Annotated in this window: 24 protein-coding genes; 7 read left to right on the top strand and 17 right to left on the bottom strand. The window is 70.6% G+C overall.

All coding sequences use genetic code 11. From position 1 onward, the window contains the following. Positions 1-182 precede the first annotated feature (182 nt). Positions 183-1034, bottom strand: coding sequence for an IS21-like element helper ATPase IstB (gene istB / locus XF36_RS26705; protein ID WP_060713594.1), 852 nt, complete (start codon positions 1032-1034; stop codon positions 183-185). Next, positions 1031-2290: an IS21 family transposase gene (gene istA / locus XF36_RS26700; protein WP_145981219.1), complete on the bottom strand. Its 1260-nt coding sequence runs from the start codon at positions 2288-2290 to the stop codon at positions 1031-1033. Before istA ends, istB begins: the two co-directional genes overlap by 4 nt. Positions 2291-2369: 79 nt before the next feature. On the opposite strand from istA, the gene XF36_RS26695 reads away from it, so the two are divergent. The 4 genes from XF36_RS26695 (at position 2370) to XF36_RS26680 (ending at position 5630) form a co-directional block, all read left to right on the top strand. After that, positions 2370-2603, top strand: coding sequence for a transposase (locus XF36_RS26695; RefSeq protein ID WP_060714092.1), 234 nt, complete (start codon positions 2370-2372; stop codon positions 2601-2603). Beyond that, complete coding sequence (locus tag XF36_RS26690; protein WP_060711044.1) at positions 2600-3508, top strand: IS3 family transposase; 909 nt, start codon at positions 2600-2602, stop codon at positions 3506-3508. The genes XF36_RS26695 and XF36_RS26690 overlap by 4 nt, the downstream gene beginning before the upstream one ends. Positions 3509-3848: 340 nt before the next feature. Then, positions 3849-4232, top strand: a complete 384-nt coding sequence (locus XF36_RS30960; RefSeq protein WP_193393990.1) for a hypothetical protein — start codon at positions 3849-3851, stop codon at positions 4230-4232. Positions 4233-4466: 234 nt separating this feature from the next. Next, positions 4467-5630, top strand: coding sequence for an alkaline phosphatase PhoX (locus XF36_RS26680; protein ID WP_238589032.1), 1164 nt, complete (start codon positions 4467-4469; stop codon positions 5628-5630). A 267-nt stretch (positions 5631-5897) separates the two neighbouring features. On the opposite strand, the gene XF36_RS26675 is transcribed toward XF36_RS26680, so the two are convergent. From XF36_RS26675 to XF36_RS26665, 3 genes are all read right to left on the bottom strand, one after another. Then, the gene (locus tag XF36_RS26675) at positions 5898-7262 is read right to left on the bottom strand and encodes a serine hydrolase domain-containing protein (protein ID WP_060714089.1); all 1365 of its coding nucleotides are present in this window, start codon (positions 7260-7262) and stop codon (positions 5898-5900) included. 270 nt (positions 7263-7532) lie between these two features. Beyond that, on the bottom strand, positions 7533-7787 hold the full coding sequence (locus XF36_RS26670) for a TetR/AcrR family transcriptional regulator C-terminal domain-containing protein (RefSeq protein ID WP_060714088.1): 255 nt from the start codon (positions 7785-7787) through the stop codon (positions 7533-7535). Between the two features lie 66 nt (positions 7788-7853). Next, positions 7854-8369 (bottom strand): TetR family transcriptional regulator, encoded by a 516-nt coding sequence (locus XF36_RS26665; protein WP_060714087.1) that lies wholly within the window; start codon positions 8367-8369, stop codon positions 7854-7856. A gap of 161 nt (positions 8370-8530) precedes the next feature. On the opposite strand from XF36_RS26665, the gene XF36_RS26660 reads away from it, so the two are divergent. Beyond that, positions 8531-10210 (top strand): MFS transporter, encoded by a 1680-nt coding sequence (locus XF36_RS26660; protein WP_064485699.1) that lies wholly within the window; start codon positions 8531-8533, stop codon positions 10208-10210. A gap of 250 nt (positions 10211-10460) precedes the next feature. Here XF36_RS26660 and XF36_RS26655 read toward each other — a convergent pair whose 3' ends face one another. Both XF36_RS26655 and XF36_RS26650 read right to left on the bottom strand, forming a co-directional pair. After that, positions 10461-11789 (bottom strand): lysine N(6)-hydroxylase/L-ornithine N(5)-oxygenase family protein, encoded by a 1329-nt coding sequence (locus XF36_RS26655; protein WP_238589031.1) that lies wholly within the window; start codon positions 11787-11789, stop codon positions 10461-10463. A 596-nt stretch (positions 11790-12385) separates the two neighbouring features. Continuing rightward, positions 12386-13819: an IS1380 family transposase gene (locus XF36_RS26650; RefSeq protein ID WP_060710862.1), complete on the bottom strand. Its 1434-nt coding sequence runs from the start codon at positions 13817-13819 to the stop codon at positions 12386-12388. A gap of 442 nt (positions 13820-14261) precedes the next feature. Between XF36_RS26650 and XF36_RS26645 the strand changes: the two genes are divergently transcribed. Further along, entirely contained in the window at positions 14262-15473 is a 1212-nt protein-coding gene (locus XF36_RS26645; protein ID WP_238589343.1) for an IS256 family transposase, read from the top strand. Positions 15474-15605: 132 nt separating this feature from the next. Here the strand turns inward: XF36_RS26645 and XF36_RS26640 are convergent, their stop codons facing one another. The 8 genes from XF36_RS26640 to XF36_RS26605 all read right to left on the bottom strand — a co-directional run bounded on the left by XF36_RS26640 (position 15606) and on the right by XF36_RS26605 (position 24118). Beyond that, the gene (locus XF36_RS26640) at positions 15606-16829 is read right to left on the bottom strand and encodes an IS701 family transposase (RefSeq protein WP_082375830.1); all 1224 of its coding nucleotides are present in this window, start codon (positions 16827-16829) and stop codon (positions 15606-15608) included. A 10-nt stretch (positions 16830-16839) separates the two neighbouring features. After that, positions 16840-17571: a PEP/pyruvate-binding domain-containing protein gene (locus XF36_RS26635; RefSeq protein ID WP_060714084.1), complete on the bottom strand. Its 732-nt coding sequence runs from the start codon at positions 17569-17571 to the stop codon at positions 16840-16842. A 27-nt stretch (positions 17572-17598) separates the two neighbouring features. After that, a complete protein-coding gene (locus XF36_RS26630) occupies positions 17599-18231 on the bottom strand; it encodes a hypothetical protein (protein ID WP_060714083.1) in 633 nt (210 codons plus the stop codon). A 64-nt stretch (positions 18232-18295) separates the two neighbouring features. Beyond that, the gene (locus tag XF36_RS26625; protein WP_060714082.1) at positions 18296-18928 is read right to left on the bottom strand and encodes a histidine phosphatase family protein; all 633 of its coding nucleotides are present in this window, start codon (positions 18926-18928) and stop codon (positions 18296-18298) included. Beyond that, entirely contained in the window at positions 18919-20499 is a 1581-nt protein-coding gene (locus XF36_RS26620) for an AMP-binding protein (protein ID WP_060714081.1), read from the bottom strand. The genes XF36_RS26625 and XF36_RS26620 overlap by 10 nt, the downstream gene beginning before the upstream one ends. A gap of 152 nt (positions 20500-20651) precedes the next feature. Further along, positions 20652-21338: a TetR/AcrR family transcriptional regulator gene (locus tag XF36_RS26615; RefSeq protein ID WP_060714080.1), complete on the bottom strand. Its 687-nt coding sequence runs from the start codon at positions 21336-21338 to the stop codon at positions 20652-20654. Positions 21339-21437: 99 nt separating this feature from the next. Beyond that, positions 21438-22898, bottom strand: a complete 1461-nt coding sequence (locus tag XF36_RS26610) for an aldehyde dehydrogenase family protein (RefSeq protein WP_082375671.1) — start codon at positions 22896-22898, stop codon at positions 21438-21440. Continuing rightward, positions 22895-24118, bottom strand: a complete 1224-nt coding sequence (locus XF36_RS26605) for a cytochrome P450 (protein WP_060714999.1) — start codon at positions 24116-24118, stop codon at positions 22895-22897. The genes XF36_RS26610 and XF36_RS26605 overlap by 4 nt, the downstream gene beginning before the upstream one ends. Before the next feature lie 124 nt (positions 24119-24242). Between XF36_RS26605 and XF36_RS26600 the strand changes: the two genes are divergently transcribed. Beyond that, entirely contained in the window at positions 24243-25028 is a 786-nt protein-coding gene (locus XF36_RS26600; protein WP_060714079.1) for an SDR family oxidoreductase, read from the top strand. A 48-nt stretch (positions 25029-25076) separates the two neighbouring features. On the opposite strand, the gene XF36_RS26595 is transcribed toward XF36_RS26600, so the two are convergent. Next, complete coding sequence (locus XF36_RS26595) at positions 25077-26009, bottom strand: ketopantoate reductase family protein (RefSeq protein WP_145981523.1); 933 nt, start codon at positions 26007-26009, stop codon at positions 25077-25079. Then, positions 26006-26872 (bottom strand): sulfurtransferase, encoded by an 867-nt coding sequence (locus XF36_RS26590; RefSeq protein WP_060714077.1) that lies wholly within the window; start codon positions 26870-26872, stop codon positions 26006-26008. Before XF36_RS26590 ends, XF36_RS26595 begins: the two co-directional genes overlap by 4 nt. Between the last annotated feature and the right edge of the window lie 14 nt (positions 26873-26886).

Raw genomic sequence — 26886 nt, 5'->3', positions numbered from 1 at the left:
GATGTCATCACTGTCCGTGCCCATCTCGCCGGACCTCAGCCCGGCGTGTCGGGCCGAAAACACCGATCTTGAAACAGTCCCCCCGATCATGGGGGAACCGCATGCCGCTGCTGTCAACGGCGGGTTGGGAGTGACCCCGTAGCGACGGATTGGAACTGACCCCCGGCGTGGTGTGGTGATGGTCAGTCGTTGCTGGCGCGGTTGTGTTTGGCCAGGAGCTCGCGTCGGGCGCGGGTGCGGTAGGAGTCCCCGGACAGGGTCAGGACTTCGGCGTGGTGGACGAGGCGGTCGATCATGGCTGCGGCGACGACGTCGTCGGAGAAGGTCTCGCCCCAGCGGCCGAAGGGCAGATTGCTGGTGACCATGACGCTGCCTTGTTCATAGCGGGAAGCGATGAGCTGGAAGAACAGGTTCGCTGCGTCCTGGTCGAACGGGATGTAGCCGACCTCGTCGATGATGATCAGTTTGTAGCGGCGGATCTTCTTCAGCTCGGCCTCGAGCCGGCCGCTCTGGTGCGCGGCGGCGAGTCTGGTGATCCAGTTGCTGGCGGTGTCGAACAGGACCGAGTAGCCGGCGTGGGCGGCTTTGACGCCGAGCCCGATCGCGAGGTGGGTCTTCCCGATCCCGGGCGGGCCGAGCAGGATCACGTTCTCGCACTTGGCGACGAACGTGCTCGTGGCCAGGTGGGCCAGGATGTCGCGGCGCAGCGAGGGCAGATGGTCGAGGTTGAAGTCCTCCAAGGTCTTGACCTGGGGGAAGTGCGCGGTGCGGATCCGCATGACCGTGCCCTTGGACTCGCGGTCGGCGACCTGGCGCTGCAGCAGCGCGCCCAGATACTCCTCGTGCGACCAGTTCTCCTCACGGGCCTGGGCGGCAAGCTGTTCCCAGCTGGCCGCGATGGTCGGGGTCTTCAGGACCCGGGTCAGGTAGGCGATCATCGCCGGCAGTCCGTCGGGGACCGCGGCCAGCACCGGACCGGCCGGCCCCGAGCTCCCAGCGGGGTCGGTGGTGATCTTCGGTGGTGTGGTTGTCATGAGCTGCTCGCTTCCTCGGCAGTGGAGACGAAGTCGACACCGAACAGGGCGTCGTAGTCGGGCAGTGCGCGCAGGGTCACCGGGTGGCCGTCGAGGTGACGGCGTGCTGCGGCCTGTCGGGTGTTGCGGTCGTGGGCCAGGGCGCGGCGCATCGCCGCGGCGGTGTGCTGGTGCGCCGGGTCGGTGATCACCGCGTGGCGGGCCCAGCTGCGGTCGTGACGGGCGACGACCTGGCCGGCGCAGTAGACGACGACCTCGCGCGGTGAGGCGGCGACATCGACGAACCGGCCGATCATCTGCGGATCCACGGAGTAGTCGTTGGCATCGACGCGGACGTAGTAGTCCCGTGCCAGCCGGATCCGCTGGGCCAGCCCGATCGGCGGGTCCAGCGGCGGCAGCGGAGTCATCGCCGCGTAGTCGTGGGCGAGCACGTCCACCGGGCGGCCGCCGATCGCTCGGACGGTGCGGGTGTTGGCCCGGGCCAGCCAGTCGTCGATCTGGTGGTTGAAGTCGGCTGGGGAGGCGAAGCGACGTCCGGGCAGGAACGAGGTCTCGAAGTAGCCGTTGTTGCGTTCGACCAGCCCCTTGAACTCCGGATCCCGCGGTGGGGCAAGCCGGATCCGGGTGGCCAGAGTGCCGGCGAACGCAGCGGCCGGTGCCGAGACCCGCCCGGTCCCGCCGATCGCAGACTCCCGGTCCCAGACCAGCGTGCGGGTCACCCGCCCGACGTCGCTGATCAGCTGCCACATCCCGGACAGGATGTCCCCGGCCTGGCGCGAGGGGATCATCGTCGCGGACAAGAACCGCGAGTAGCCCAGCGTCATCACCAGCACCGGTAGGACCCGTTCCTGGCCTGGGCCGACGGGGATCGTGGTCTCGGGGAACCACAGGTCGCACTGGGTGATCTCGCCCGGTGCGTAGGCGACCCGGTCGACCGGGTCGATCCCGACATACTCGGGGCGGATCTGGCGGATCCGGTCCTTGAGCACGGTCAGCGAGTGCTCCCACCCGATCCGCTCTGCGATCACCGTGGCCGGCATGCGTGGGAACTGCGCCAGCAATGCCCGCACCTGCGGCTCGACCGCATCCGCCAGCGATCCCCGCGGGCCCCGTTCCCGCTTCGGCGGGCCCGGCGCCCGCAACGCGGAGCGCACCGTGTTGCGGGCCACCCCCAGCCGGCGGGCGATCTCCTTGATCGGGACACCCTCGGCCCGATGCAGACGACGGATCTCGGCCCAGTCCTCCACCGACAACACCCCCTCAGCGTCGTGCAGAGGGGGTCAATCCCAAGCCGACGCTAGGGGGTCAGTCTGAGCCCGTCGTCGACACCGGGTCGTGGAGGAGACGGGCAAGCCGATCGCCCAGGTCGCCCGTGACCTGGGGGTCAACGAGGGCACGCTGGGCAACTGGGTGGCCCGTGCACGAGAGGCCCGCGAGGACACCGAGGGCCTGTCTCGCGGCGGCGTCGAGGAGCTCAAGCGGCTGCGCGCGGAGAACGCCGAGCTGCGGATGGAGCGTGATGTCCTCAAGCGATCCGTGGTCCTGTGGGTCAAGGAGGCGACGAAGTGAGCGTGGCCCGTTTCATCGCCGACCAGAGGACCTTCCACCGGGTGCCGCACACGCTGGCCTGCGCCCTGTTGGGGGTGTCGATCTCCTGGCTGTACAAGTGGCTCGACCGCGCCGCGCGTTCCGACGGTGGTGCCACCGCGACCGAGAAGCGCCGCTGCGCGTTGGACGCCGCCGTGGCCGTGGCGTTCGACGACGCCCAGCGGCTACACGGCTCACCCCGTCTGCACGCCGACCTGTGTGAGGCCGGATGGCGGGTGTCGGAGAAGACCGTGGCGGACTCGATGCGCCGCCAGGGCCTGGTCGCCCGCCGGATCAAGCGGCACAACGGACTGACCCGCCAGGACCGCACGGCGCCGAAGTTCCCGGACCTGCTTCGTCGGGGTTTCACTGCGGCCGAGCCGAACCGCAGATGGGTCGGGGACATGACCGAGATCCCCACCGCGGCCGGGAAGTTGTATCTGGCCACGGTGATCGACCTGTACTCGCGGCGGCTGCTCGGCGCGGCCACGGGGCTGCACCCGAACCCCGAGCTGGCGTGTGCGGCGATCCGGATGGCGGTGGCGGCCCGCGGCGGGGCGGACCGAATCGCCGGGGTGATCTTCCACACCGACCGCGGGTCGACCTACACCGCGGGCGCGTTCACCGCTCTGTGTCGGCGGCTCGACATCCGTCAGTCGATGGGCCGGGTCGGGTCGTGTTTCGACAATGCCGCGGCGGAGGCGTTCTTCTCCAGCCTGGAGTGGGAAGTGCTGTCCCGCAACGACTTCGACACCATCAGTAGGGCGCGGGCGGCGGTCATCGACTGGTGTTACGGCTTCTACAACCACCGGCGGCGACACAGTGCCGCCGCCGGGCTCTCACCGATCAACTACGAGAACGCCGCCCTCACCCGAGACGCGGCATAAGAACCCTCCACGATCTCGGGGGAACCGCACTGGGGACCCAGTCCCACGCCGCGAAGCCTATGAATGTGAACCCCCCGTGACCGCCCCGGCCTGGGTGGACGTTGTGGATCGCCGAGTCGGCAAGGACCGCGTCATAGCTCTCGTGGAGACGGCGGAGTTCCGCGCGCAGGCGCTCCAGATAGGTCGGTGGTGTCGGTGCCGCCAGGCGGCGCTGGCTGCCCATCCAGACAGGATCCCCGTATCCGAGGACACGCCCGCGTCCGGGGGTGGGCGCGGGTGTCGCGGCGGGTCCCGCGGAGCGGGCGTCGTCCGTCCGCGTCTGACCGGCACGCCCTTGCCGTTGGAGTCGATCTCGGCGATCAACTCCCAGTTCCCGCACTGGTTCCCCGAGACCTACAAGCGCTTCAGCGGAAACGCCAGCGCCCTGCCGGTGGATCAGAACGAGCTGCTCGCGCTGATCGCGCCGGGCCGGGTCGTGGTCGCCTCGGCCACTGACGACGGCAACGCGGACCCCCAGGGCGAGTTCCTGTCCTACCTCGGTGCCGCCCGGGTCTATGCGCTCTACGGGCTGGGGGACACCGGGCTGCCGTCGACGAGCTGGCCACCGACGGCTGGGAAGAGCTTTCGGGGGCCCGGTATGAGCTACCACCTGCGATCCGGGGGGCATGGCCTTGAAGACGCCGACTGGGACAACTACCTCGGCACCGATCTGTTCGAGCGCTAGCGCGACTCGGGCCAGCTTCGGTGGACCCGTGGCCCTTTCCGGCGCGCTGGCCGCTGTTCCTCGAGGAGGAGATTCGTGCTGATCGACAGACGTCGGTTTCTACGTCGTAGCGGGCAAGTCGGTCTCGGCGTCGCGGTGACCGGACCTGTCCATGGGCTGCTCGGCCGAGGGGGCGGCGCTGCGCAGCCTGTCGCGGCGGCCGGGTACGGGCCGCTCGTCGATGACCCGAAGGGCATGCTCGCGCTGCCCGAGGGCTTCTCCTACCGCGTGGTCACCCAGGCTGGGAAGACCCGCCTGTACTCCGAGCACCCCTCGCCCGGGATCCACGACGGCGCCGCGGCGTTCGCCGCGCCGGACGGGAACGTGCTCGTGGTGCTCAACCACGAGGTCCGCGGGGGCCCCGACGACGACGGCGCCGTCCCGCACCTGCGCGGCTACACCTGGCGCGACGACGCAGGCGGCGGCTGCACCGTCGTCAAGACCACCCCCAACGGCGAGCTCATCTGGGAGACCGTCGCCCTCGCCGGCACCTCCACCAACTGCGCCGGCGGTGTCACCCCCTGGGGAACCTGGCTGACCTGCGAGGAGACCGACAAGAACGGGCACGGCTACGTCTTCGAGGTCGACCCGGTCAACCTGCAGGCCAACCAGGACCCACAGCCGATCAAGGCCCTCGGCCGGTTCGTCCACGAGGCCTGCTGCGTCGACCCCGACACCCTCACCATCTACCTCACCGAGGACACCTCGGACCCCTACGGCACCGTCTACCGGTGGGCACCACCCGCCGGGTTCCGCGGCCGCAGCGGCGCGCTCAAGGCCCTCGACGCCGACGCCGGCGAGCTCGCCGCGATGGCGGCCACCGACCGCTCCGGCAACCTCGTCACCGACCTCGACCAGGCCGACGCCGTCGGCACCGCCTACACCGTGAAGTGGGTGCCGGTCACCGACCGCGACGCCGCCCAGAGCTCGGTGCGCTCCCTCGACGGGATCACCCGGGCGAAGAAGCTGGAGGGCGCCTGGTGGGCCGCCCATGACGGCGCCGCCGGCGCCTATCTGGTGTCCAGCTACTCCGACTCCCACCGCGGCCAGATCTGGCACTACAACCCCAAGGCCTCCAGCCTGACTCTCACCACGGTGTTCGCCGTCGAGGCCGGCGGGGAGACCGTCGAGGCCCCGGACAACATCGTCGCCGCCCCGTTCGGCGGACTGATCGTGTCCACCGACGGAGACGGCGACAACCACCTCGCCGGCGTCACGGCCGACGGGGACGTGTTCGCGATCGCGCGCAGCCAGATGGGCTCGGAGTTCACCGGTCCCACCTTCTCTCCCGACGGGCGGGTGCTGTTCGCTGGCATTCAGCAGCCCGGCACCCTGTTCGCGATTACTGGACCTTGGTGAGGCTAGTGAGAAATCGGATCTGGTGGACTCTACGTCGTCGCTTTCTTACGGGGACCGCCGTCACCGGCCCCACGTCGCATACGCGGCGTTTGACGCCGTCCTGGTACACCCGGACCAGCCTGTACTCGAGTCAGTCAGCTGAGTGCGACAGCGCCGCGTCCGGTCTGTGCCAAGCGTGTCCGGGCCTGGTGGGCGATGATGCGGACGGGGCCCGCTCGACGACCTCAGCCGTCTGCTGCGAGTGCGACGCGGCATCACGGCCCGGGACTAGACGGCGCGCTGATGCAGGCGTGTGTCGAGGCTTAGCTCGGTGACCGTGCCGTTCGCGTCGCGAACGAATGCGCCCATTAGTCCCTCGAGCGCCCCATCTAGTACAAGGAACTCGCCGCGGTCGCCGGACAGAACACCGAGCCGACACGACTCGATGCCGTCGGAAGCGACGATCTCGTCGCCGGACCGCAGAGCCAACGACATGTGCAGCTCCCCGTCGTCGTCGACGCTAACCTCCAGACGCAGCAGACTGCTGGCGAACACACCGGCCACATCTCCGTCGCGATCCGTGTTGTAGGGACGCAGCTGCGGTCGGGGTCGGTGTAGACCCAGGTGGTCGGCAAGGACGGCGTTCGTCGTCTCCCGTAGGAATCTCATCCCGCTCGGAGCACCGTTCGTAGCGACGGCCACGGCAAATCGGTGCTCCGGCACCAGCAACAGCTCGGCGTGCTGGCCGTTCGTGCTCCCCGGATGCGATGCGACGAGGGTCCCGTCGATCTCGGTCAGGAACCAGCCGAGCCCGACCGCGTCCCCGAGCGAGCTTCCGACCAAGCACTTGGTCGGGCGGCGCATGGCCGCCAGGTGCGAGCCTTTGATTAGGCGCGAGCCGTCCTCGGTGGTGCCATCCCCAAGGTGGAATGCCGCCCAAGCCAGCTGGTCGCCGAGGCTTGAGACCAACCCTCCTTCAGGGTTGGCCGCCCGCGGCCACCGCCAGGGTCGCGCCACATGGAAGTTGCCGTCATCGTTCTCCTGGTGGCCGACTGTGCAGCGTTCTGCCACCAGGTCATCGGTGGTGAAGCCAGTCCGGTTCAACCCGATCGGCTCGAGCAAGAGTGATCGGATGGCGTCCTCGTAGTCCTGTCCTGTGACGTTCTCCAAGAGCCGCCCGGCCAGCGCGACGCCGCTGTTGTTGTAGGCCACCCGGGCTCCGGGTGGGTCGAGCTGCTCCAGCTCATTGATGCAGTGGACGAACTCCTTCAGTGGCGCATCGATGTCGCGGCACCCAGAGGTCATGGAGCCGTCCCAGCCGGCCGTGTGGTTGAGCAGGTTGCGAACGACGAGGGTCTCGAGCGCCGCCTGGTCGGCCAGTCGCAGCTCGGGCACATGCTGCCGGACTGGATCGTCGAGTGTGACGACGCCGTCGGACACGAGCCGCATTACCGCCGTCACCGCGTACGTCTTGCTGATCGAGCCGATCTGGAACCGGGTCCTGCTGTTCACCGGAAGGGGGTTCTCGACATTGGTGTATCCGTGGAAAGCGAACCGGACATCGCCCTCGTGCCAAATCCCGAGAGCGGCGCCGGGTACAGGGTGGCGCTCGACGATGTCGGTCAGTTGTGTGTTCAGGTCGGTGGGGGCCACGACATTCTCCGGTGGGGTACGGGCGTGGACGGCGGCTGCCGCTCGCGGAAGGACGGGCGTGTCCGGCGACGCCCAAGGGGCCCGAGCCGGAACTCGTACACTGTGCGAGTAGCACCGTAGCAGGAGACTCGCACGCTGTACGAGTGATGTCCGTGGCAGATCCCGCCGCAACGGGACCGCATCATGCGCATGTCAAAGCGGCACAGGCGCCAGGCGTCCGTGCGCAGGAGTTGACGCTGGAAGGGGTCGCTCGGTGCAAACCCCTAGGACTCAGTTTGAGGTGGCGGTGTTCCTCAGCTGAGCTGCGAGTCCGTCGAGAATCGTCCGAAGACCGAACGTGAAGCTCTGCTCTCGGACCTCTTCGGGGTCGGCCTTCATGAGGGCGTCGTAGCGCTCGAGCAGCTTCGGATGTTCCCGTGCGTGCTCACGGGCCTGCGCGACGGCGTCGCCGCCTGCGTTTTCCCCGAGCGCGGGCGCCGTCGAGGACGTCTCTCCCCATACAGCACCGACAACGAAGGCGAGCACGGTGCCGCCGGCCCAGTCCAGGTCGTGCCCACTGAAGCCCGCGAGCTCGCACGCAGTGAGCCTTTTTCAACCTGACCAGCGAGCTTCTGCGTCAGGAGATCGCGAAGGTTGCAGCGCAACTGCTCTGACCACAGCTGCACAGGTCACCGGCTCGCTAGCTCGGCGTCTGCACCCACACAACCAGGCCCCTGAGCTGCCGGAACGGCAGGTTGAAAAAGGCTCAGTGAGCGCATGATTCTGATAGCTGGCGATGTGCTTGCCGTTGATGGTCGGGTGCGCGCCAAGGACCGGAATCAGCCACCGGTGGCGCAGGATCACGTTCCGCAGCCCGTGCGAGCTGGCAACGATGGCGTCGCGCCATCCGATCTCGGCCGGGTCAGGAAGGTCGACTTCGCCGAACACGGCATCCGCGGCCAGCGCCACGAGGTTGTCCTTGTTGCCCACGTGCCAGTAGACCGAGGTGGCCCCCGAACCGAGACGGCTCCCGAGCTGACGCATGCTCAGGCCGTCGACGCCATCGGCGTCGAGCAGCTCGATTGCGGCGCAGACGATCTGCTCCCGGCTCAATCTGTCCACCGCCATAGGCCCAGTCTAGTCACCAGGTCGAACGTCGTGCGAGAGGACGGCCCTCTTCCTCATCGAACAGCGTGCAAGATAACTCGCGCCCACCCCTCGCACACTGTACAAGTGTGTCGTACAGTGTGCGAGACCGAGACGGCGTGAGTGTTCGTGAGGTGAGTTTGATGACTGTCGACAAGGCCCGGGCACCGAGCCCGGACAAGGCTGAAGGGGGACGGACGCCCGCGAGGGCGTGGTGGAGCCTCCTGGCCGTCGCGCTCGGGATCATGGTGGTGCAGATCGACGGCACCGTGGTGAGCGTGGCGAACCCGGCGATCGCCGCCGACCTGAATGCGTCACCCGCGGGTATCCAGTGGGTCACGACCTCTTACCTGCTGGTGTTCGCGGCACTGCTGATTCCAGCCGGGACAGTGGCGGACCGGATCGGCCGCAAACGGGCCTTCTTGATCGGCATCGGTGGCTTCTCGTTGGCCTCGTTGCTGTGCGGGCTCGCGGGATCGGTCGAGTTCCTGATCGGGGCGCGGGTCCTGCAGGCGGTCTTCGCGGGCCTGCTGGGGCCGGCTGGTCTGGCGCTGCTGCGCGCGGTGTTCCCGGCGGACAAGCTGCCACGGGCTCTCGGAGTGTTCGGAGCAGTGACCGCTGCAGCGCTGGCCGGCGGACCCATGCTCGGCGGTGTGCTGGTCGAGTACGCCAGCTGGGAGTGGGTGTTCTTCATCAACCTCCCGCTCGGCGTGGTCGGCATCCTGATCGGCTTCCTGGTCCTGCGCGAGTCCGCGCCGCAGGACAAGGAGCCCCTCGACATCCCGGGGGCGGTGACCCTGACCGCGGCGATGCTTGGTGTGGTGTGGGCCATCTCGAATGCTCAGACCGCGGGTTGGCTGTCGGTGAGCACAATCGGGTCCGCGGTGCTGGGCCTGGCGCTGGTGGCGCTGTTCGTCATGATCGAGAAGCGGCGTAAGCATCCGATGATGCCGCTGTCGCTGTTCCGTGACCGGTCGTTCTCGGTCGGTTGCGTGCTGATGGTTGTCACCATGCTCGCATTCTTCGCGATTCTCTTCTACCTGACGTTCTTCCTGCAGGGCGTGCAGGGCCGCAGTGCGGTCATGACCGGTGTGGCCCTGCTGCCATTGACCGCGGTGTTCACCGCGGCCTCACCGATGGCCGGCTGGGCCACGAGCGCATGGGGCAACCGCCTGACACTCCTGTTCGGCGCGGCCTGCACCGTGGTCTCGCTGATCTGGCTCCTGACGCTGGACGCTTCTACGACGCTGCTGTGGATGGCGCCCGCGCTGCTACTCGCCGGATTCGGTGCCGGGTTCATGTTGGTTCCGGCCATTGGCGTGGTGATCGGGAGCGCCCCGGTCGACAAGGCAGGAGTCGCCTCCGGAATCCAGCAGTCCACCCAGCAGCTCGGCGGGACGCTCGGCATCGCAGTGTTCGGGAGCATCATCGCCTCAGTCGTCGCGGCCCGGTTGCCCGACGCGCTGCGGGACGCGCTCGGCGCCCAGGGCGTCGCGCTGGCTGCACAGCTGGGCTCGGACCCGCAGATCCAGGCGGGTGTTGCGCTCGGTTTCGAGCCGGCCACGCAGGAGGCGCTGCAGCAGCAGCTGTCCGCCCAGGGTGTGCCCGAGGCGGCCCGGGTGGCCGAGATGGTCACCATTGCCGCGCACGACACGTTCCTGAACGGTCTGGACACCGTGTTCATCGTGGCCGCTGGGGCCACCGTCGTGGCCGGTCTCCTGTCCCTGCTGGTCCGCAACACGGTGGTCGACGATGGCGCCGGAAACGAGGACATGGTGACCGGCGACAACGCCCAGGTGGTCACGCTCGCGGGCGACAAGTAGGTCCCCGGGAGTTCGCGCTCCGTCCCCCCGGGTGCGTGCTCCCGGTCGTTCCCCTTCGGGGGAACCGGCCTCCCGGACCTCCGGTCCGGGAGGCTCGGACTTCCGCTCCCATGTCCGGATCCGGTTTCGTGCCAGTCGCCGAGCCGCGATCCGGATGCACGACGCTGTCCGGACAGCCCCGTAACGCGGAACGGCCCCGGGACTCTGTGGAGTCCCGGGGCCGTGGGCGTCTGGTCGTGCGGAGGCCAGGTCAGCCGGCGCGCTCCCACGCCTGCTCGATCCGTCGGGTGGAGCGCTGCATGGTGGGCGCGTCTGCGCGGGTGCGTGTGATGACCGAGTCGGCGATTTCGCCGCCGCGGACAGCAACGTTGGACAGTAGCGACGACGTCAGGCCGTGCGTGTGCTCCGTGCCTCCCTGCAGATAGATACCGCAGGGAAACTCCGGGTCGGTCATCAGCCGGTAGTCGCGTTCGATCCGGTACCGACCCTCGGGGTCGCGGTGGCAGAAGTGGTCCACGTCGCCGATGAGCCCGGTCGGCGTCATCTCGGTGTAGCCGGTCGCGAGCACGAGCGCGTCGATGTCGAGCTCGCGCGTCTCCCGATCGATCAGCGAGTGCAGTGAGACCCGGTTGGTCGCACCGTTGCGGGTGACCGCACGGACCCGGGTCAGGTTGAGAAAGTGCAGGCGCCGCTCCCCTGTCACCTGCTCAGCGTACGAGGCGCGGTGCAGGTCCCGGATGATGTCGTCGTCCACGACGGAGTAGTTCGTGTTGCGGTGGTAGCGCCAAAACGCGTCGCGGGTCTCGTCGCTTCCGAAGTAGTAGTCGTCGACGGCCTCCGGGTCGAAGACCTGGTTTGCAAACGGTGTGTCGTCGGCGACGGAGTAGCCGTAGGACGGGACGATCGCGTAGATCTGCGCTTCTGGGAGCGTGGCGTGCAGGTAACGCGCAATTTCCGCAGCGCTCTGCCCGCCTCCGACGACGGCCACGTTGCGCAGATCGGCTGGGTCGACGTCCCGGAGCTTTTCCAGGAACTGTGAGCTGTGCCAAATTCGGTCGCCAGTCGGGACGTTGTCCGGTACCTTTGGGACCAGTCCCGTGGATATCGAGATGTTTCGTGCGTTCACTATCTCTGTGGCGCCGATAGCGCCGTTGCTGATCTCCAGCTTCAGGTAGAGCTGGGCGCACTCACACGGTTCAGGTGCGAGGGTGACGCCCAGCACCTCGGAATCGTAGGAGACCTGATCGTCGAAGCTCGATCCGACCCACTCGAGATACCGATGAAACTCCTGCCGGGTCGGAAAGAAGTCCTGATTGTTACAGAACTGTGTGAGGCGTCCCGACTCGTGCAGATAGTTGACGAAGCTGAACCGTGAACGCGGGTTGCGGAACGTCACCAGGTCTTTCATGAAGGAGATCTGCATTGTTGTCTCGGGCAGCAGCATGTTGCGGTGCCACCCGAACGACTGCTGGCGCTCGAAGAACGCCGCCTTGACCGGGTGGCCCGCCCGATTTCCCTGATGCTCGCCGAGTGCGATCGCGAGTGACAGGTTGGACGGGCCGAATCCGATTCCGACCACGTCGTATACGTCGCTTTTGCAGGTGCACATTCAGGTTCCTCCAGCGGATTTATCGCCAGTCGTCTGCGCGGATACTCGCGTGTTTTCGAGTGCGGGGGCCAGCTCGCTCAGGGAGTTCCGCCTTTGCCGTCCACCCGGCCGCTCCGCCCTTGCCATCCGGTATGTCAATGAGCCTTTTTCAACCTGACCAGCGAGCTTCTGCGTCAGGAGATCGCGAAGGTTGCAGCGCAACTGCTCTGACCACAGCTGCACAGGTCACCGGCTCGCTAGCTCGGCGTCTGCACCCACACAACCAGGCCCCTGAGCTGCCGGAACGGCAGGTTGAAAAAGGCTCAATGGCTGTCGACGACGACTGTCCCGCCGACAGGACACTATTTCGGCAATGCCAGGAGTCGCCAGCGGTATGGAGCACGCGTTCAGCACCGGCCGGCGGTTCGTGAGCCTTCTGACCCGAATCCGCGAGTAGGCTATGAGCTGATCTTGGTCGGCCAAAGTTGATGTTGCTTGGGTCGGGAGTTGGGTGGTGGGCAAGCGGGCGGCCCGAGTGTCGCCTCGGGTGGCGGGTTCCTGTGCTGGTCGGGGCCGGTGCGGCCGGGTCAGGACGGAGCGGGCAGGGCGCGGACGCGGGCGAGGACCTCGGCGAGTAGGTGCTCGCCGGGTGGTAGGCGCAGGGTGAGGCCGCGGGCGTGGCGCACGAGGCGGGCGGGGATGGTGATCAGCCGCCGGCGCAGGGTGGCGATCATGGCCTGGCCGCCGCGGACGCCGTGCCCGACCAGGCGCCCGTCGCGGGTGCGGGCGGTGAGGTGGTGCAGCCACCCGCTGGTGGTGGCGGCCAGGAGTGCGCCCCACATCCAGGCTCGGTTCACCGCGAGGTGTCCGGAGGGGAGGTGGCGCAGCGCGGCGCCGTGCTTGGTGTCGCGGAACAGGTTCTCCACCTTCGTGCGGTGGCGGTACCAGTACTCGGCCTGCGCGGCTGCGGCAGGTGTGGAGACGTCGAGGTTGGTCACGATGAACGAGTAGGCGAACACCCCGTCGACCTTGGCCACCGTAGCGAGGTCGTCGAGCGGGAGCGCCCGCTGGGCGGGGTGCAGGGTGCGTCGGCGCCGCGCTCGCGGGTCACCGGAGACCTGGCCGTGGTCCAGGTCGAGCCGGACCCGACGGATCAGCAGCTGGGTCGCTGCGGGCCACCAGTTCGGGCAATAGTCGGCCACCGCGACCTGCGCGCCGGTCATGTCGATCGCGTCGGTCCACCCGTCGGCCGCGACGCCGTCGAGGATGCGCCACAGCGGCGCGATGCGTCGGGCGCCGATGGCGAACTCCACGCCGACGAACAGGGCTGCGCGGGCGAGCTGCCCGGCGAAGTAGCCCGCGTCCGCACGCACGCGGACTCGCCCCGCCCGCGCCTGCGCGGGGAGCGCGGCCAGCGCCCGGTAGAACAGCTCGGCGCTGGTGGCGCGGGGGTCATCCCGGCCCGAACCGAGGTCAGCGGCCAGCACCACCGCGGTGTCGGCCCAGGTCGCGACGTGCGGGCGGGCGACCCGCTGGCCTTGGTGGTTGAACGCCACGCCCTGCTTGAGCCGGCCGTAAACCTCGACATCGGTGGTGTCCAGATCGATCGTCACGTCCGCCGTCAGCTGCTCGGCCCGGTCCGGGTCGACCTGGGCGAGCAGGTCCAGCGCGGTGGTGTGCACGTCACCGAGCCCGGTCTCCACCGCCGCCCACTGCCCCTCGATGAACTTGCGCGCGAGCCCGGCGGCGGTCGTGGACGCCAACCCCGGCACCGGCGTGAGTGCCTGCCCGGCGGTGTCGGCGCGGTGCCGGTCCAGCCCGACCAGGAAGTCCTCCCCGCACAGCTGCGCCGCCGACATGCCGACCAGCATCTGCCCGGCGCTGCACCCGCGGTCGCGGTCCTTGATGGGCCCGACCGCGGCGTCGAGCTTGTCGATGATCCCGAGCCGGTCGATCAGTTCGGTCACCGCGGCCAGCCCGGAGAACCTGGTCAGCGCCGCGTCCGGCGCGCCGAGACGCACCCGCGCACACCGCGGGCGTCGCTTGCGTACTGTTCGCACCTGATAGGTGTCCTCTCAACCCGCAATGTCGTGTCGTCGCAAACACGATCATCGCAGGTCAGCGGGCACCTATCGCCATCTCCCCAGTCCGGACACCAGCGCTACTCGCGGATTCGGGTCAGAGCAGTTGCGCTGCAACCTTCGCGATCTCCTGACGCAGAAGCTCGCTGGTCAGGTTGAAAAAGGCTCACTGTGACCCCCGACAAGCGAGGCAAGCAGGCCCATGGGTGGGTTGACCGGCGCGGCGGGACTGTTTCAAGATCGGTGTTTTCGGCCCGACACGCCGGGCTGAGGTCCGGCGAGATGGGCACGGACAGTGATGACATCGGACCTTGTGGATCCAAGCGAGGGTGACCCGAAGCCTGCTCGGCAGGCGTCGGCGGAGCGGGCCGCTGCGGCGGCGATGGTGGCCGAGGCGAAGGCGCGCGGGCTGGCGTTGACCGGCCCGGACGGCCTGTTGAAGCTCTTTACCAAGAATGTTCTGGAAACGGCGCTGAACGAGGAGATGACCGAGCACCTCGGGCACGACAAGAACCGGGCCGACCCCGGCCGGGAATCCACCAACGTGCGGAACGGGTCCCGCTCGAAGACGGTTCTCTCGGATGCCGCGGGTGACGTGGAGATCGACGTTCCGAGAGACAGGGCCAGCACTTTCGAGCCGCAGATCGTGAAGAAGCGTCAGCGGCGCCTCACAGATGTCGACGAGGTCGTACTGTCGCTGTATGCGAAAGGGATGACGACCGGGGAGGTTTCCGCACATTTCGCTGACATCTATGGGGCGTCAGTATCGAAGGAGACGGTCTCGCGGATCACCGACAAGGTCGTCGCCGAGATGAATGACTGGGTTGGTCGGCCGTTGGATTCGGTGTACGCCGCGGTGTTCATCGACGCTGTCCACGTCAAGGTCCGGGACGGGCAGGTCGCCAACCGGCCGGTCTACGCAGCCATCGGCGTCACCGTGGACGGCTGCAAGGACGTGCTGGGGCTGTGGATGGGCGTCGGCAGTGAGGGCGCGAAGTTCTGGATGAGCGTGCTGGTCGACCTGAAGAACCGCGGCGTGCGTGACGTGCTGTTCCTGGTCTGCGACGGCCTCAAAGGACTCCCGGAGGTCGTGGCCAACGTGTGGCCGCAAACCATTGTCCAAACCTGCGTCGTGCACCTGATCCGAAACACTTTCCGGCTGGTGGGTCGACAGGACTGGGACGCGGTGAAGCGCGACATCAAACCAATCTATGCCGCGCCCAACCCGAATGCAGCACTTATCGCTATGGATGAGCTCGACGAGAAATGGGGCCGTAAGTACGCGGCGATGATCCGGCTATGGCGCAACGCGTGGGAAGAGTTCGTGCCGTTCTTGGACTACGACGTCGAGATTCGAAGGGTGATCTGCTCTACGAATGCGATCGAATCGCTTAACGCCCGCTACCGGCGCGCGGTGCGGGCGCGTGGTCATTTCCCCACTGAGCAGGCTGCGATGAAATGCTTGTATCTTGTGACTCGCAGCCTGGACCCGACCGGGACGGGCCGCACGAGGTGGACGATGCGTTGGAAGCCCGTGATCAACGCGTTCGCCATCACGTTCGGTGACCGCTGGCCGGGAGCCGAGACCTACTGAGCAACGACGCCGAAACACCGATCACGAGACAGGCCCGTCTTCGTCGTCGGTAGTGGCTTTCGCGGGCTCGGTGTTGGTGACGGCGACGCCAGGTCGACCAGGCCCAGCCCACGGTGCGGGCGGGGATGTGGATCAGAGATGCCAGGAGACGTCGGATCTCGGCGAGGGTGAGCGGGATGAGCCCGCTGCCAGGTCTTTTGGGGCGATCGCCGCGGTGACCGAGAGGTAGGCGTGGGCGAGCATGGCCAGGGTGATGTGGCGGTACCAGGCGTCGTAACGCCGCACCTGGTACTGGTCGAGCCCGACCTCGTTCTTCGCGGTCTGGAAGCACTCCTCGATCGCCCACCGGGCGCCGGCGACCCGGATGAGGTCGTCGTCACTGGTGCCGGGCGGGCCTGCGCACAGGTAGTAGGCCAACTCCGGCTCGTCACCGGCGGCGATCTGGGTGTCGGTGAGGATCTGACGGCGCACCAGCAGCCAGCGCCCCCACCCGGCGGGCGCCTCCGGTGGCGGAGACAGGCTGGCCACGGCCCAGTCGTAGAGCCGCTCACCCTTCGCCCCGTCCCCCGCCGAGCGGCGCTTCCACGCCTGCTCCGGCGCGCGAGCGACCAGGTCGTCGGCGCGTCGTGACCCGGCCAGCCCGGCGATGTCAGCCTCGAGCGAGAGCGGGATCGACTGACTGCGGGGCACGGCGACGACGTAGCCGATCCGGCGCTTCTCGCACCAGGAGCGGAACTTGTAGTCCTGACCGTAGGCCTCGTCCGCAGCCACCCACGACGCCGGGACACCAGCGTCGAGGGCCCGGCCGAGCATCTGCTTGGCCAGCACGGTCTTGGTGGCGAACTCGACCTCGTCGGGCACCGCCGCAGCCCGGCAACGTTCCCGATCACCGGTCCACGACCTGGGCAGGTAAAGCTCACGATCGATCAACGTGCGGCCCCTGCCGCTGGCATAGGCGCAGAACACCCCGAGCTGGCAGTTCTCCACCCGGCCCGCAGTGCCGGAGTACTGGCGCTGCACCCCGGCCGACTTGGCCCCCTTCTTCAGGAACCCGGTCTCGTCGACGATCAGCACCCCGCCGGGCTCGCCGAGGTGTTCTGTGACGTAGTCCCGCAGGTCATCGCGCATCCCGTCGGCGTCCCAAGCCGCCGAGTTGAGCAGCCGCTGCATCCCGTCCGGCGTCGTGTCACCGGCGACCTCGGCCAGCGTCCACCCGTTCTTCCCGGCCAACGGCGCCAACAATCCACGCACATACGCCCGCGCCCGACGCCGCGGCTCCGTCCGGAAGAACCGCCCCGCCACCAGCCCGAACAACCCGTCCAGGCCGCCGGCCCACGCCTCTAGGTCCTCCTCCACCTGCACAAGATCAAAGCCTAGCGCAGACCCACATCACGAAGTGCGGCTGGAGTACTAGGTCGTCCGGGATGCCCTCGCGCTCGCGGTAGGCGCGGGCGCGTGGGCTGTCCCAGCTGCGGAACACCGCCTCGACCGCGGCGCGCAGCTGGGCGCGCGGGTCGGTCGGTACCGGGGTCCCCGCGGCGTCGAGGACCGCGCGGACGCGGTCGACCTCGGCGCGCAGCGCGGCCTCGGTGCGCTCGGCGGGGGCGGGCCCGATCAGGGCGTGGTCGACCCCGAGCACCGTGGTCGCGAACATGGCGAGGAACCGCCGGTAGCTCTCCCAGGCGAACACCGGGTCACCGGAGACCTCGGCGAGGCCCGCCGTGGTGGCCTCGTCGAGCCCCAGGTTGAGGACGGTGTCGAGCATCCCCGGCATGGACCGTGGGGCGCCGCTGCGCACCGCGAGGAGCAGCGGGTCGGCCGGGTCGCCGAAGCGGCGGCCCAGGCGTTCTTCCAGGGCGGTCAGCTGCCTGGTGATGGCCTCGTCGAGCCCGGCGGGCCATCCCCCGGCGCGATGGGCGGCGCACACGGACAGCCCCAGGGTGAAGCCCGGGGGCACCGGCAGGCCGAGCACCGAGGTCATCTCGGCGAGCCCGGCGCCCTTGCCACCGAGCAGGTCGGCCAGCTCGCGCGGGGGCCGCTCGTGCGGGTGGTCGAAGGCGAACACGGCGGTGGACGCCGCGGTGGCCGTGCTGGTCATCGTCGTCCTCACGGTCTGCGGTGCGGCTCAGTGGCCGTCGGCGGCGCCGCGCTCGCGGCCCAGCGTGCTCATCAGGTCCTGGTGGAGCTCCATCCACACGTCGTGGTAGCTCTCCTGCAGCGGCGCGGCGAACGCCGTCGTCTCGCCGCCGTCGACCCGCTCCCAGGCCGCGGCGAGGTCGCGCGGGTAGCGGCCGAACCGCGGCAGCACCCCCGCGAGCTCGGCGGTCACCTCGACCGCACGCGGGTGCAGGGCACCGAGCTCGTCGACGACACCACGGTCGTAGGTGAGGTCGGAGTGGTCGTTCGGGGTGCCGTCGGGACGGACCTGCCAGCGCGAGCAGATCTCCTTGAACGGCTGGTTGAGCTCCAGGAACCGCGCCTCCGCCCGCTCCACGGCCGCGCGCGCCCCGGACGCGTCCAGCTCGGCGGCCAGCATCCGGGCGTGCTCGGTGCGCCCCTCGGCGGTGAGCGTCCAGCCCGCGACGCGTCCGGTGCGCTCCTTCACCCGGCCGGCCTCCGCGGCCGCGGCGAGGGCGGCGTCGACGGTCACGTGGTCGAGCTCCGTCCAGCGGGCGATCACCGGGGCGGCGACGAAGCCGGACAGTCGCAGCGTGTGCAGGACGAGCAGGTCGGGCGACGTGGTGGTGTCGGCGGTCACGGCGCTTCCTCCGGTTCGTGGTGACGACGGTGTCAAAACGGTGTCGACGAGGTCATGGTGGGGTTCAGGCGGACCGGCTGTGCAGCCCCGGCCCGGCGGCCGGGAGGAGCAGGTGTGGGGTCTCGTTGATGCTGCGCAGCTGGCGGACACCCCCGCTCGAGGCGAGCAACCTGCTGAACGAGGTGTAGTCGAGCTGGACGAACATGCTGCGTCGGCGACCGAGCAGACGGGACAGGAACGCGTTGATCACACCGCCGTGGCAGACGACGGCGACCCGCTGCCCGGGGTTCGCCGCGATGACGTCCTCGAACGCGGCGAGCACGCGCTGCTCGAAGGCCTCCGGGTCGAACCGGTGCTCGCCCCAGACGCCGGACTCGAGCGCCCGCCACTGGGCGGCCCGGTCGGTGCCACTGAGCTCCACGGGCACGTAGGTGTGCGCGCCGCGGTCGAACTCGGCGAGCCGGTCGTCGACGGCGACCGACAGCCCGGTGCGCTCGGCGAGCGGGTGTGCCGTCTGCAGCGCTCGGCGCATCGGGCTGGACACGATGCGGTCGGGGGTCAGCCCGGCCGCCCCGGTCAGCAGTGCGGCCAGCAGGTCCGCCTGGTGGCGGCCCTCCTCGGTGAGACCGGGGTCGGCGCCGGCGACGTGCCCCTGCACGGTCTCCGGACGCCCGTGCCGGACGACGATCAGCTCCACGGTCTGCTCCCGGCGGGCTCCGGGACGAGCGACGCGCGCAGCTCGCCCATCCTGACCTTCCCGGCGTCGCTGCGCGGCGGGGATTCGACGAGACGGACCTCGCGGGGGGTCTTGAACCCGGCGAGGCGGGCGCGGCAGTGCGCGACGAGCCGATCGGCGAGCCCCGTCCGGTCGGCGTCGGCGGCGGGCACGACGACGGCGACGACCCGCTCCCCGAACTCCGGGTCGGGCAGCCCGACGACGGCGGCGTCGGCGACCTCCGGGTGCGGGAGCAGCACGTCCTCGACCTCCCGGGGGTACACGTTGACCCCGCCGGTGATGATCGTGTGGCCGCTGCGGCCGTCGAGGTAGAGGTAGCCGTCGGCGTCGACGTGGCCGAGGTCGCCCGCGGTCCCCCAGCCCGGTGTCGCGGCCAGGTCGGCGGTGCCGTCCGGACGTCGCTGCGGCTCGGCGGCACCGGGCCGGGCGAACCACACCGCGCCGACCTCACCCGGGCCGAGCGGGCGGCCGTCCGCGTCGGCGACGTGCACGGTGCTCCCGGCCGGACGCCCGACCGACCCGGGGCGTTCGCGCCACTCGTGCGGGCCGATGGTGGTGCGCCCGTAGCCCTCCGACGAGCCGTAGTACTCGTGCACGATGGGCCCCCACCAGTCGAGGACCGCACGCTTGGTCTCCGGCGGGCACGGCGCGGCGCCGTGCACCGCGACCCGGTGCGACGACAGGTCGTAGCGGTTCCGGACCTCGTCGGGCAGGCGGAGCAGGCGCACGAACATCGTCGGGACCCACTGGCTGTGGGTGACCCGGTGGCGCTCGATCGCGGCGAGCGCGGCCTCGGGCTCGAAGCGATCCATGAGCACGACGGTGCCGCCGACCTCCTGGACCGACTGCAGGAAGCCGAGCGGGCCCGCGTGGTGGGCCGGCCCGGCGACGAGCAGCACGTCGGGGGCCTCACCCGGGCCGGTGGGCTCGGTGCGGAACCCGAGGCTGCGCATGAGGGCGGCCGAGCGGACCGGTCCGTCGGCCGGGTGGCCGCCCGTGGGGGCCACCCGGAAGGGCTTGGGACGGCCGGTGGTGCCCGAGCTCCAGAGGATCCGGCCGCCGGTGGTCTCGGCGTCGCGCGGGAGCCGGGGTGCGGCGGCCACCGCGGCGTCGTGGCCGGTCCAGCCCGACGGCACGTCCGGGCCGATGACCAGCCGGACCGCGGGCACCGGGACGCCCGCGCGGGCCAGCGCGCCGTCCAGCGCCGTCGCGATCCCGGCCCCGCCCGCGACGACGGCGGCGGGGCGGGCGTCCTCCGTCATCGGGACGAGCTCGGCGGCGGACAGGTGCCGGTTGACCGCGGCGAGGTGGAGCCCGCTGCGCCGGGCGGCCCAGAACACCTCGCCCCAGCGGACGTCGTTGCCACAGGCGATCAGCAGGGTGTCGCCCGGGCGCAGGCCGGCCGCGTGCAGGAGACCCGCGAGCCGGGCGCTGCGGTCGTCGAGCGCGGCGTAGGTGACCGCGTCACCGCTGCCCGCCACGACGAGGGCGGTCCGGTCGGGCACCGTGACCGCGAACGATGCGGGGTACACGCTTCCTCCGCTCAGTTTTGCAATGTTCGTTCACATTACGACGAGCCGAAGGTACCGCGTGGGGCGTGCCCGGACAAGCTCCGGCCGGTCCGGACACGCGTCGACGCCCGGCCATGATGCGACCAAGCAGTCATCGGGTCGACCGGGGTGGGTCAGGACCCGGCGGGCGGGCCCTCGGCGAGGATCGGGATGGAGCGGTGCCAGACCTCGGCGACGCCGCGGGCGAGCCGCTGCAGCTCCTCGGGGCGCGGGGCCCGTTCGGCCAGGCCGATGTGCACGTAGGCCATCTGCTCGACGGCCGAGCCGAGCACGTCGGCCAGCAGCCCGAAGTCGGTCTCCGCAATGCGTCCGGCGGCGTGCAGGCGACGCAGCCAGCCCGCGGTCCGTTCGACGAACGACGCGCGCTGGCGCAGCCAGAGCTCGGTGAAGCCCTCGTCGGACCGGATGGCCGCGGCCTCCCGCATGACCCGCAGCAGGTGCCGGTTGCGGGTGTAGGAGACCAGGTAGGCCGAGGTGAGCTCCTCCATCGTCGCCAGGTCCAGGCGGTCGCCGACGGTGCTGCGCCGGCTGGACTCGACGAGCGAGTCCAGGCCCGGCCGCAGCGCCTCCAGGAAGATCTCGTCCTTGCTGGTGAAGTGCCGGTAGAAGTTCCCCTGCGAGACCCCGGCCCGGTAGACGATGTCGGAGATCCGGGTACTGGTGTAGCCGTACTCGGCGAAGCAGTCGGCGGCGGCGTCGATGAGCTGCCGGCGGGTCCGCATGCCCCGGGCGTTCTTGCCCCGGACCTGGCGCTGTGGGGCCTCCGGCGCGTCCTGCTGCGCGCTGTCCTGCTCGGCCACCCGACCTCCGGCCCCCTGTCGCGCCGCCCTGTACGCGGGCGCGAATGCGATAGTCGCGTCACTGTACCCACCGGGGCGGAGCCCCGGGGCGTGCGGCGGTCACCCGAGCAGGGAGACGAGCTCCACGTACTCGTCGATCCCGAACCGGCCCAGCTCCCGGCCCAGACCGGACCGACCCAGACCGCCGAAGGGCGCGTCGAGGCCGTCGCGGGTGCGGACGCCGTTGACCTTGACCTGGCCGGCCCGGATGCGACGCCCGACCGCGCGGGCCCGGTCCGGGTCACCCGACCAGACACCCGCGGCCAGGCCGTACTCGGTGTCGTTGGCCAGGCGGACCGCGTCGTCGTCGCCGCGGTGGGTGAGCACCGCGAGGACCGGGCCGAACACCTCCTCCCTGGCCAGCGCGGACCCCGGGTCGACGCCGGTGAACACGGTCGGGCGGTGGTAGTGCCCCTCGGGCAGGTCGGGGTCGGGCTCGCTGCCGCCGACGAGCAGGCGGGCACCGTCGGCACGCGCCCGGTCGACGTGCCCGCGCACCGATCGCAGTTGCCGTTCGCTCACCAGCGGGCCGAGATCGGTCCCGGCGTCCCAGGGGTCGCCGACCGTCAGCGCCCGGACCGCGGTGACGAGCAGGTCGCAGACCTCGTCGTGCCGGTGCGCGGGCACGAGTAGCCGGGTGAGGGCGTTGCAGGCCTGCCCGGAGTTGAAGAACGCCTGCGCCACGGCCGCAGGCACCGCCCGGTCGAACGGGGCGTCGTCGAGGAGCACGTTGGCCGACTTGCCTCCGAGCTCGAGACAGACCCGGGTGATGCCGGGCGCGGCGAGCTCGGCGACCCGGGCACCGGACGGGCCGCTGCCGGTCAGCGAGACGACCGCGACCCGTGGATCGCGCACCAGCGCCTCGCCGACCACCGGCCCCGTGCCGGTGACGAGGTTCAGCACACCCGGCGGGACTCCCGCCTCCTCGGCCAGTCCGACCAGGGCGAACGCGGTCAGGGGCGCCACCTCGCTGGGCTTGAGCACCACGGTGCAGCCCGCGACCAGTGCGGGCCCGACCTTCGCCGCGATCTGGTGCAGGGGCATGTTCCACGGCGTGATAGCGACGACCACCCCGGCCGGGACCCGCAGCACCTCGCCCGCGGCGACCGGCTCGGACCACGGGTGGGACAGCGCCGCGTCGGCGGTCAGGTGCAGCACCCTGGCGGGCACCGCGACCTGTGCGGGCCCGGCCAGGTGGTACGGCATCCCGACCTCGGTGGTGACGACACCGGCCAGGTCGTCGGTGTGCGCGGCGAGCAGGTCCCCGAGGGTGCGGACGATCTCCGCGCGGCGGGCCACCGGGGTGTCGGCCCACGCGGGGCCGGCCGCGACGGCGACGGTCACGGCGCGCCCCGCGTCCTCGGCGGTGCCCCCGCCGACGTGGGCGACGGTCGCGCCGGTGGCGGGGGACCCGACAGCGATCGGCGCCCCGCCGGCCTCGACCCACTCGCCGCCGATGCGGTGGCAGAGCCGGTCGACGACCAGGTGCGCACCCGGCCGGATGCCCGGGGCCGCGGTCATCCCTGCGTCACCCGCACGGGCAGCCGCTTGATCCCGTGGAACCAGTTGGACAGCAGGCGGTCGGGCTCGGCGAGCGGCTCGATCCGGATCCCGCGGGCCAGGACCTGCTCGTAGAAGACCCGGGTCTCCATCCGCGCCAGGTGGGCCCCCAGGCAGTAGTGCGGGCCCGCGCCGAACCCGAGGTGCCGGTTCGGCGTGCGGTCCAGGCGGAACTCCTCCGGGGCGTCGAACACCCGCTCGTCGCGGTTGGCGGCGGCGAACCACAGCACGAGCTTCTCCCCGGCCCGCACGGTCTGCCCGTGCAGCTCGACGTCCTCGGTGGCGGTGCGGCGCATGTGCACCACCGGGGACACCCAGCGGACCATCTCCTCGATCCCCGACCGCAGCAGCGGTGCGCCGCCGGCACGCAGCTCGTCCCACCGCCCGTGTTCCGACAGCGCCGCGACCGAGCCGGAGAGCAGGTTGCGGGTGGTCTCGTTCCCGGCAACGGTCAGCACCATGTAGTACGGGTTGAGCCACTCCTGGGTGAGCGGCTCCCCCTTCGGCATGGCCCGGGTCAGCGTGCTGACGATGTCGTCGGCCGGGCAGGCCCGTCGCCGCTCGGTGAGGTCGGCGTAGTACGCGAACAGCTCGTCGCGCGCCCGCGCCGCCGTCTCCGGGCCCGCGGAGTACTCCGGGTCCTCGCTGGAGGACTCGTTGGTCCAGCGCAGCAGCAGGTCCGCGTCCTCGACCTGCACCCCCAGCATCGGCGCGAACACCAGCAGGGGCAGCCGCGAGGCGATGACCTTGACGAAGTCGAACTCGCCGAGCTCGAGCGCCTCGTCGAGCAGCGCGCCGGTGACCTCCTCGACACGTGCCGCCAGCCGCTCCACCGCCCGCGGGGTGAAGGTGGAGGTCAGGACCCGGCGGAACGGCACGTGGTCGGGGGCGTCCATGTTGTGGATCTGGCGCGGGCCGTTCCCCTCGGCACGCCGGTCCGGGATCTGGGTGCCCTGGCCGTTGCCGAAACGGTCGGCGTCCTTGGCGACGGCCTCGACGTCGGCGTACCGGGTCACCGACCAGAACCCCTCCCCCTCGCCGGGGCCGGGGTTCCAGTGCAACGGGGCCCCGTCGCGCAGGACGCGGAACATCTCCGGGTCCCGTCCGGCGGCGAACACGCCCGCGTCGAGCAGGTCGACGCCGCGCACCCCACCGACGGGGCACTCTGTCGAGGCGGCCATGGCGATCTCCATCCCGTACCGACGTCCGGTCCGACTGTGGACCAGTTTTGCGAACGAGACTATACATAAACTCCGAGCCCGCGGAAGCCCGCCGATCGCATCCGCCACGACCTCGAGGAGCCCCATGACCACCGACCCGACCGGTGTCCGCCGGTTCGTCGTCACCGGTGCCGGATCGGGCATCGGCGCGGCGCTCACCGACCGGCTCGTCACGTCCGGGCACGAGGTCGTCGCCCTCGACCGCGCGGTCTCCGGGGTCCCGGACGGAGCCGAGCCGCTCGTCTGCGACCGCACCGACCCGGCCGCGGTCGAGGCGGCGGTGGCGGCGGTCCGCGCCACGGGCCCGCTGCACGGGGTGGCCGCCGTCGCGGGGGTGCCCGGGAGCGTCCCGCCGCCGGTCGTGCACGCGGTCAACGTGGTCGGGCTCCGCCGGGTGGTCGGGGCACTGGCGCCGCTGCTAGCCCCCGGCTCCGCGGTGGTGCTGCTGTCGTCGATGGCCGGGTACCGGGGCACCGCGACCCCGGACGAGCTCGACCGCTACCTCACACTTGGCGACGACGACCTGCAGGCCGCGCTGGAGGCCACCGCACTCGACGGTCCCGGCGCGTACCAGCTGTCCAAGCAGGTGGTCCACGCCCTCGCCGCCGACTTGGCGGCGACGCTGCACCCACGCGGTGTCCGGGCGGTGAGCGTCAGCCCCGGCCCGGTCGAGACCCCGATCCTGGCCGACTTCCGGGCGACGATGCCCACCCTCGACGAGGCGAGCCGGCTGGTCGGGCGCAACGCGCGCGCCGAGGAGGTGGCCGCCGTCGTCGAGTTCGTGCTGTCGCCCGCGGCCTCCTGGCTGAACGGGATCGACCTGCGCCTCGACGGGGGGCTCACCGCCCTGCGGGCGCGCGCCGTCCGCTGAGGTGACGCGCCGTCGCCGGACGCGATGCACCTGGCGGTGGGACGCCGCTCAGCCCACCGGCCTCGGCTCACGGCCGAGCCGCAGGCGCACCCGCGCCGCGTCGAGCAGCGGTGAGGCGAGCCCTCGGCGTCGGGCGAGGGCCGCGAGCTCGTCGAGAACCTCGACCTCCACCGGTCGCCCGGCCCACAGCTCGCGGGTCATCGACGGCACGAACCCCGAGCTCGGATCGGAGAGACCGCGCACGAGCGCTGCGGGGTCGCCGGCGTGGCCGTCGGCCCCGGCGACGGCGGAGACCTCGGTGACCACGGCGTCGACGAGGCCCGGTCCACCCGGGGCCGCCGCGACGTCCCCCACCCGAGCGCCGCCCAGGCACGTCAGCACCGTGCTCGCGGCGATGAAGACCCACTTCGCCCACATCGCGGATCGGATGTCCTCGACGACGCGCACCGCGATCCCGTCCACGGAGAGTTCGCGGCGGACCGCCTCGACCGCGGGGTTCTCACCCGGAGCTCCCGGACGTCCGAGCTCCAGCGTGGCGCCGACCGCCTGTTCGACGATCACGCCGTGCGGCAGCAGGGTGGCCGCCAGCCGGGCGGTCGCCCCGAGCACCGCTCCGGCACCGAAGGCGTCGACCAGCGTGTCCAGGTGCGCCATCCCGTTGAGCAGCGGCACGACCTGGGTGTGCGGTCCCACCGCGGCGGCGACGTCCTTCACTGCGTCCGGCAGCGCGTTGCCGCACACCGCCACGACGACCAGGTCGCACGGGGAGCGCAGCTCGTCAGCGGTCACCACGGACGGGAGCAGGTGGGAGTGGGTCACCCCGTCGACCCCGCGGATCTGCAGCCCCTCGAGGGACAGTCGGTCGGCGGTGGCCGGGCGGGCCAGGAAGGTGACCTCGCGGCCCGCGGCGAGCAGACGCGCGCCGAGGTAGCCGCCGGTCGCACCGGCGCCGAGCACCAGGGTCCTCATCGGCGTCGTCACGCCCGGGACGGAGCGACGGCGGAGCCCCGCTCGTCGCCGGTCTGGACGGGCACCCCGACGAGCGAGCCGTACTCGGTCCAGGACCCGTCGTAGTTCTTCACCTCGGGGTGGTCGAGGAGCTCGTGCAGGGCGAACCAGGTGTGCGAGGAGCGCTCGCCGATGCGGCAGTAGGTGATGACCCTGGTGTCGCGGTCGACGCCCGCACCCCCGTAGAGCGCCCGCAAGTCGTCGTCGGACCTGAACGTGCCGTCCTCGGCGACCGCGCGGCTCCACGGGATGTTCACCGCCCCCGGGATGTGCCCGCCACGTTGGGCCTGCTCCTGGGGGAGGTGCGCGGGGGCCAAGAGCCGACCCGCGTACTCCTCGGGCGAACGGATGTCGATCAGCGACGCCGTTCCGATCGCGTCGACGACCTCGTCGCGGAAGGCTCGGATCGAGCGGTCTCGCTCACGCGCGGTGTAGGTCGTCCGCGGGCGCGCCGGCACGGCGGTGTCGAGCCTGCGGCCGTCGAGCTCCCACTTCTTGCGGCCACCGTCGAGCAGTCTCACCGCCGGGTGGCCGTAGAGCGTGAAGTACCAGTAGGCGTAGGCGGCGAACCAGTTGTTGTTGCCGCCGTAGAGCACCACCGTGTCGTCGTTCGCGATTCCCTTGGTCGAGAGCAGCGCCTCGAAGCCGGCCCGGTCGACGACGTCGCGACGGACCTGGTCCTGCAGCTCGGTCCTCCAGTCGATCCGGACGGCACCGGGGATGTGCCCGCCGTCGTAGGCGGTGGTGTCCTCGTCGACCTCGACGAACACCACACCAGGTGTGCCGAGGTTCTCCTCCGCCCAGTCGGCGGTGATCAGGGCGTCCTGGCGGCTCATGGCTCAGCTCCACT

This window comes from Pseudonocardia sp. HH130629-09, from assembly GCF_001294645.1.
GTDB lineage: Bacteria > Actinomycetota > Actinomycetes > Mycobacteriales > Pseudonocardiaceae > Pseudonocardia.
The sequence above is the reverse complement of the archived record's forward strand: the minus strand, read 5'-3'. Positions and strand labels throughout refer to the sequence as shown.

Coding starts and splice junctions, on each gene's coding strand:
- istB (WP_060713594.1), bottom strand. CDS start 1,034: ATGACAACCACACCACCGAAGATCACCACCGACCCCGCTGGGAGCTCG.
- XF36_RS26680 (WP_238589032.1), top strand. CDS start 4,467: ATGCTCGCGCTGCCCGAGGGCTTCTCCTACCGCGTGGTCACCCAGGCT.
- XF36_RS26665 (WP_060714087.1), bottom strand. CDS start 8,369: ATGGCGGTGGACAGATTGAGCCGGGAGCAGATCGTCTGCGCCGCAATC.
- XF36_RS26660 (WP_064485699.1), top strand. CDS start 8,531: ATGACTGTCGACAAGGCCCGGGCACCGAGCCCGGACAAGGCTGAAGGG.
- XF36_RS26645 (WP_238589343.1), top strand. CDS start 14,262: ATGGTGGCCGAGGCGAAGGCGCGCGGGCTGGCGTTGACCGGCCCGGAC.
- XF36_RS26635 (WP_060714084.1), bottom strand. CDS start 17,571: ATGACCAGCACGGCCACCGCGGCGTCCACCGCCGTGTTCGCCTTCGAC.
- XF36_RS26610 (WP_082375671.1), bottom strand. CDS start 22,898: ATGACCGCGGCCCCGGGCATCCGGCCGGGTGCGCACCTGGTCGTCGAC.
- XF36_RS26605 (WP_060714999.1), bottom strand. CDS start 24,118: ATGGCCGCCTCGACAGAGTGCCCCGTCGGTGGGGTGCGCGGCGTCGAC.
- XF36_RS26600 (WP_060714079.1), top strand. CDS start 24,243: ATGACCACCGACCCGACCGGTGTCCGCCGGTTCGTCGTCACCGGTGCC.
- XF36_RS26590 (WP_060714077.1), bottom strand. CDS start 26,872: ATGAGCCGCCAGGACGCCCTGATCACCGCCGACTGGGCGGAGGAGAAC.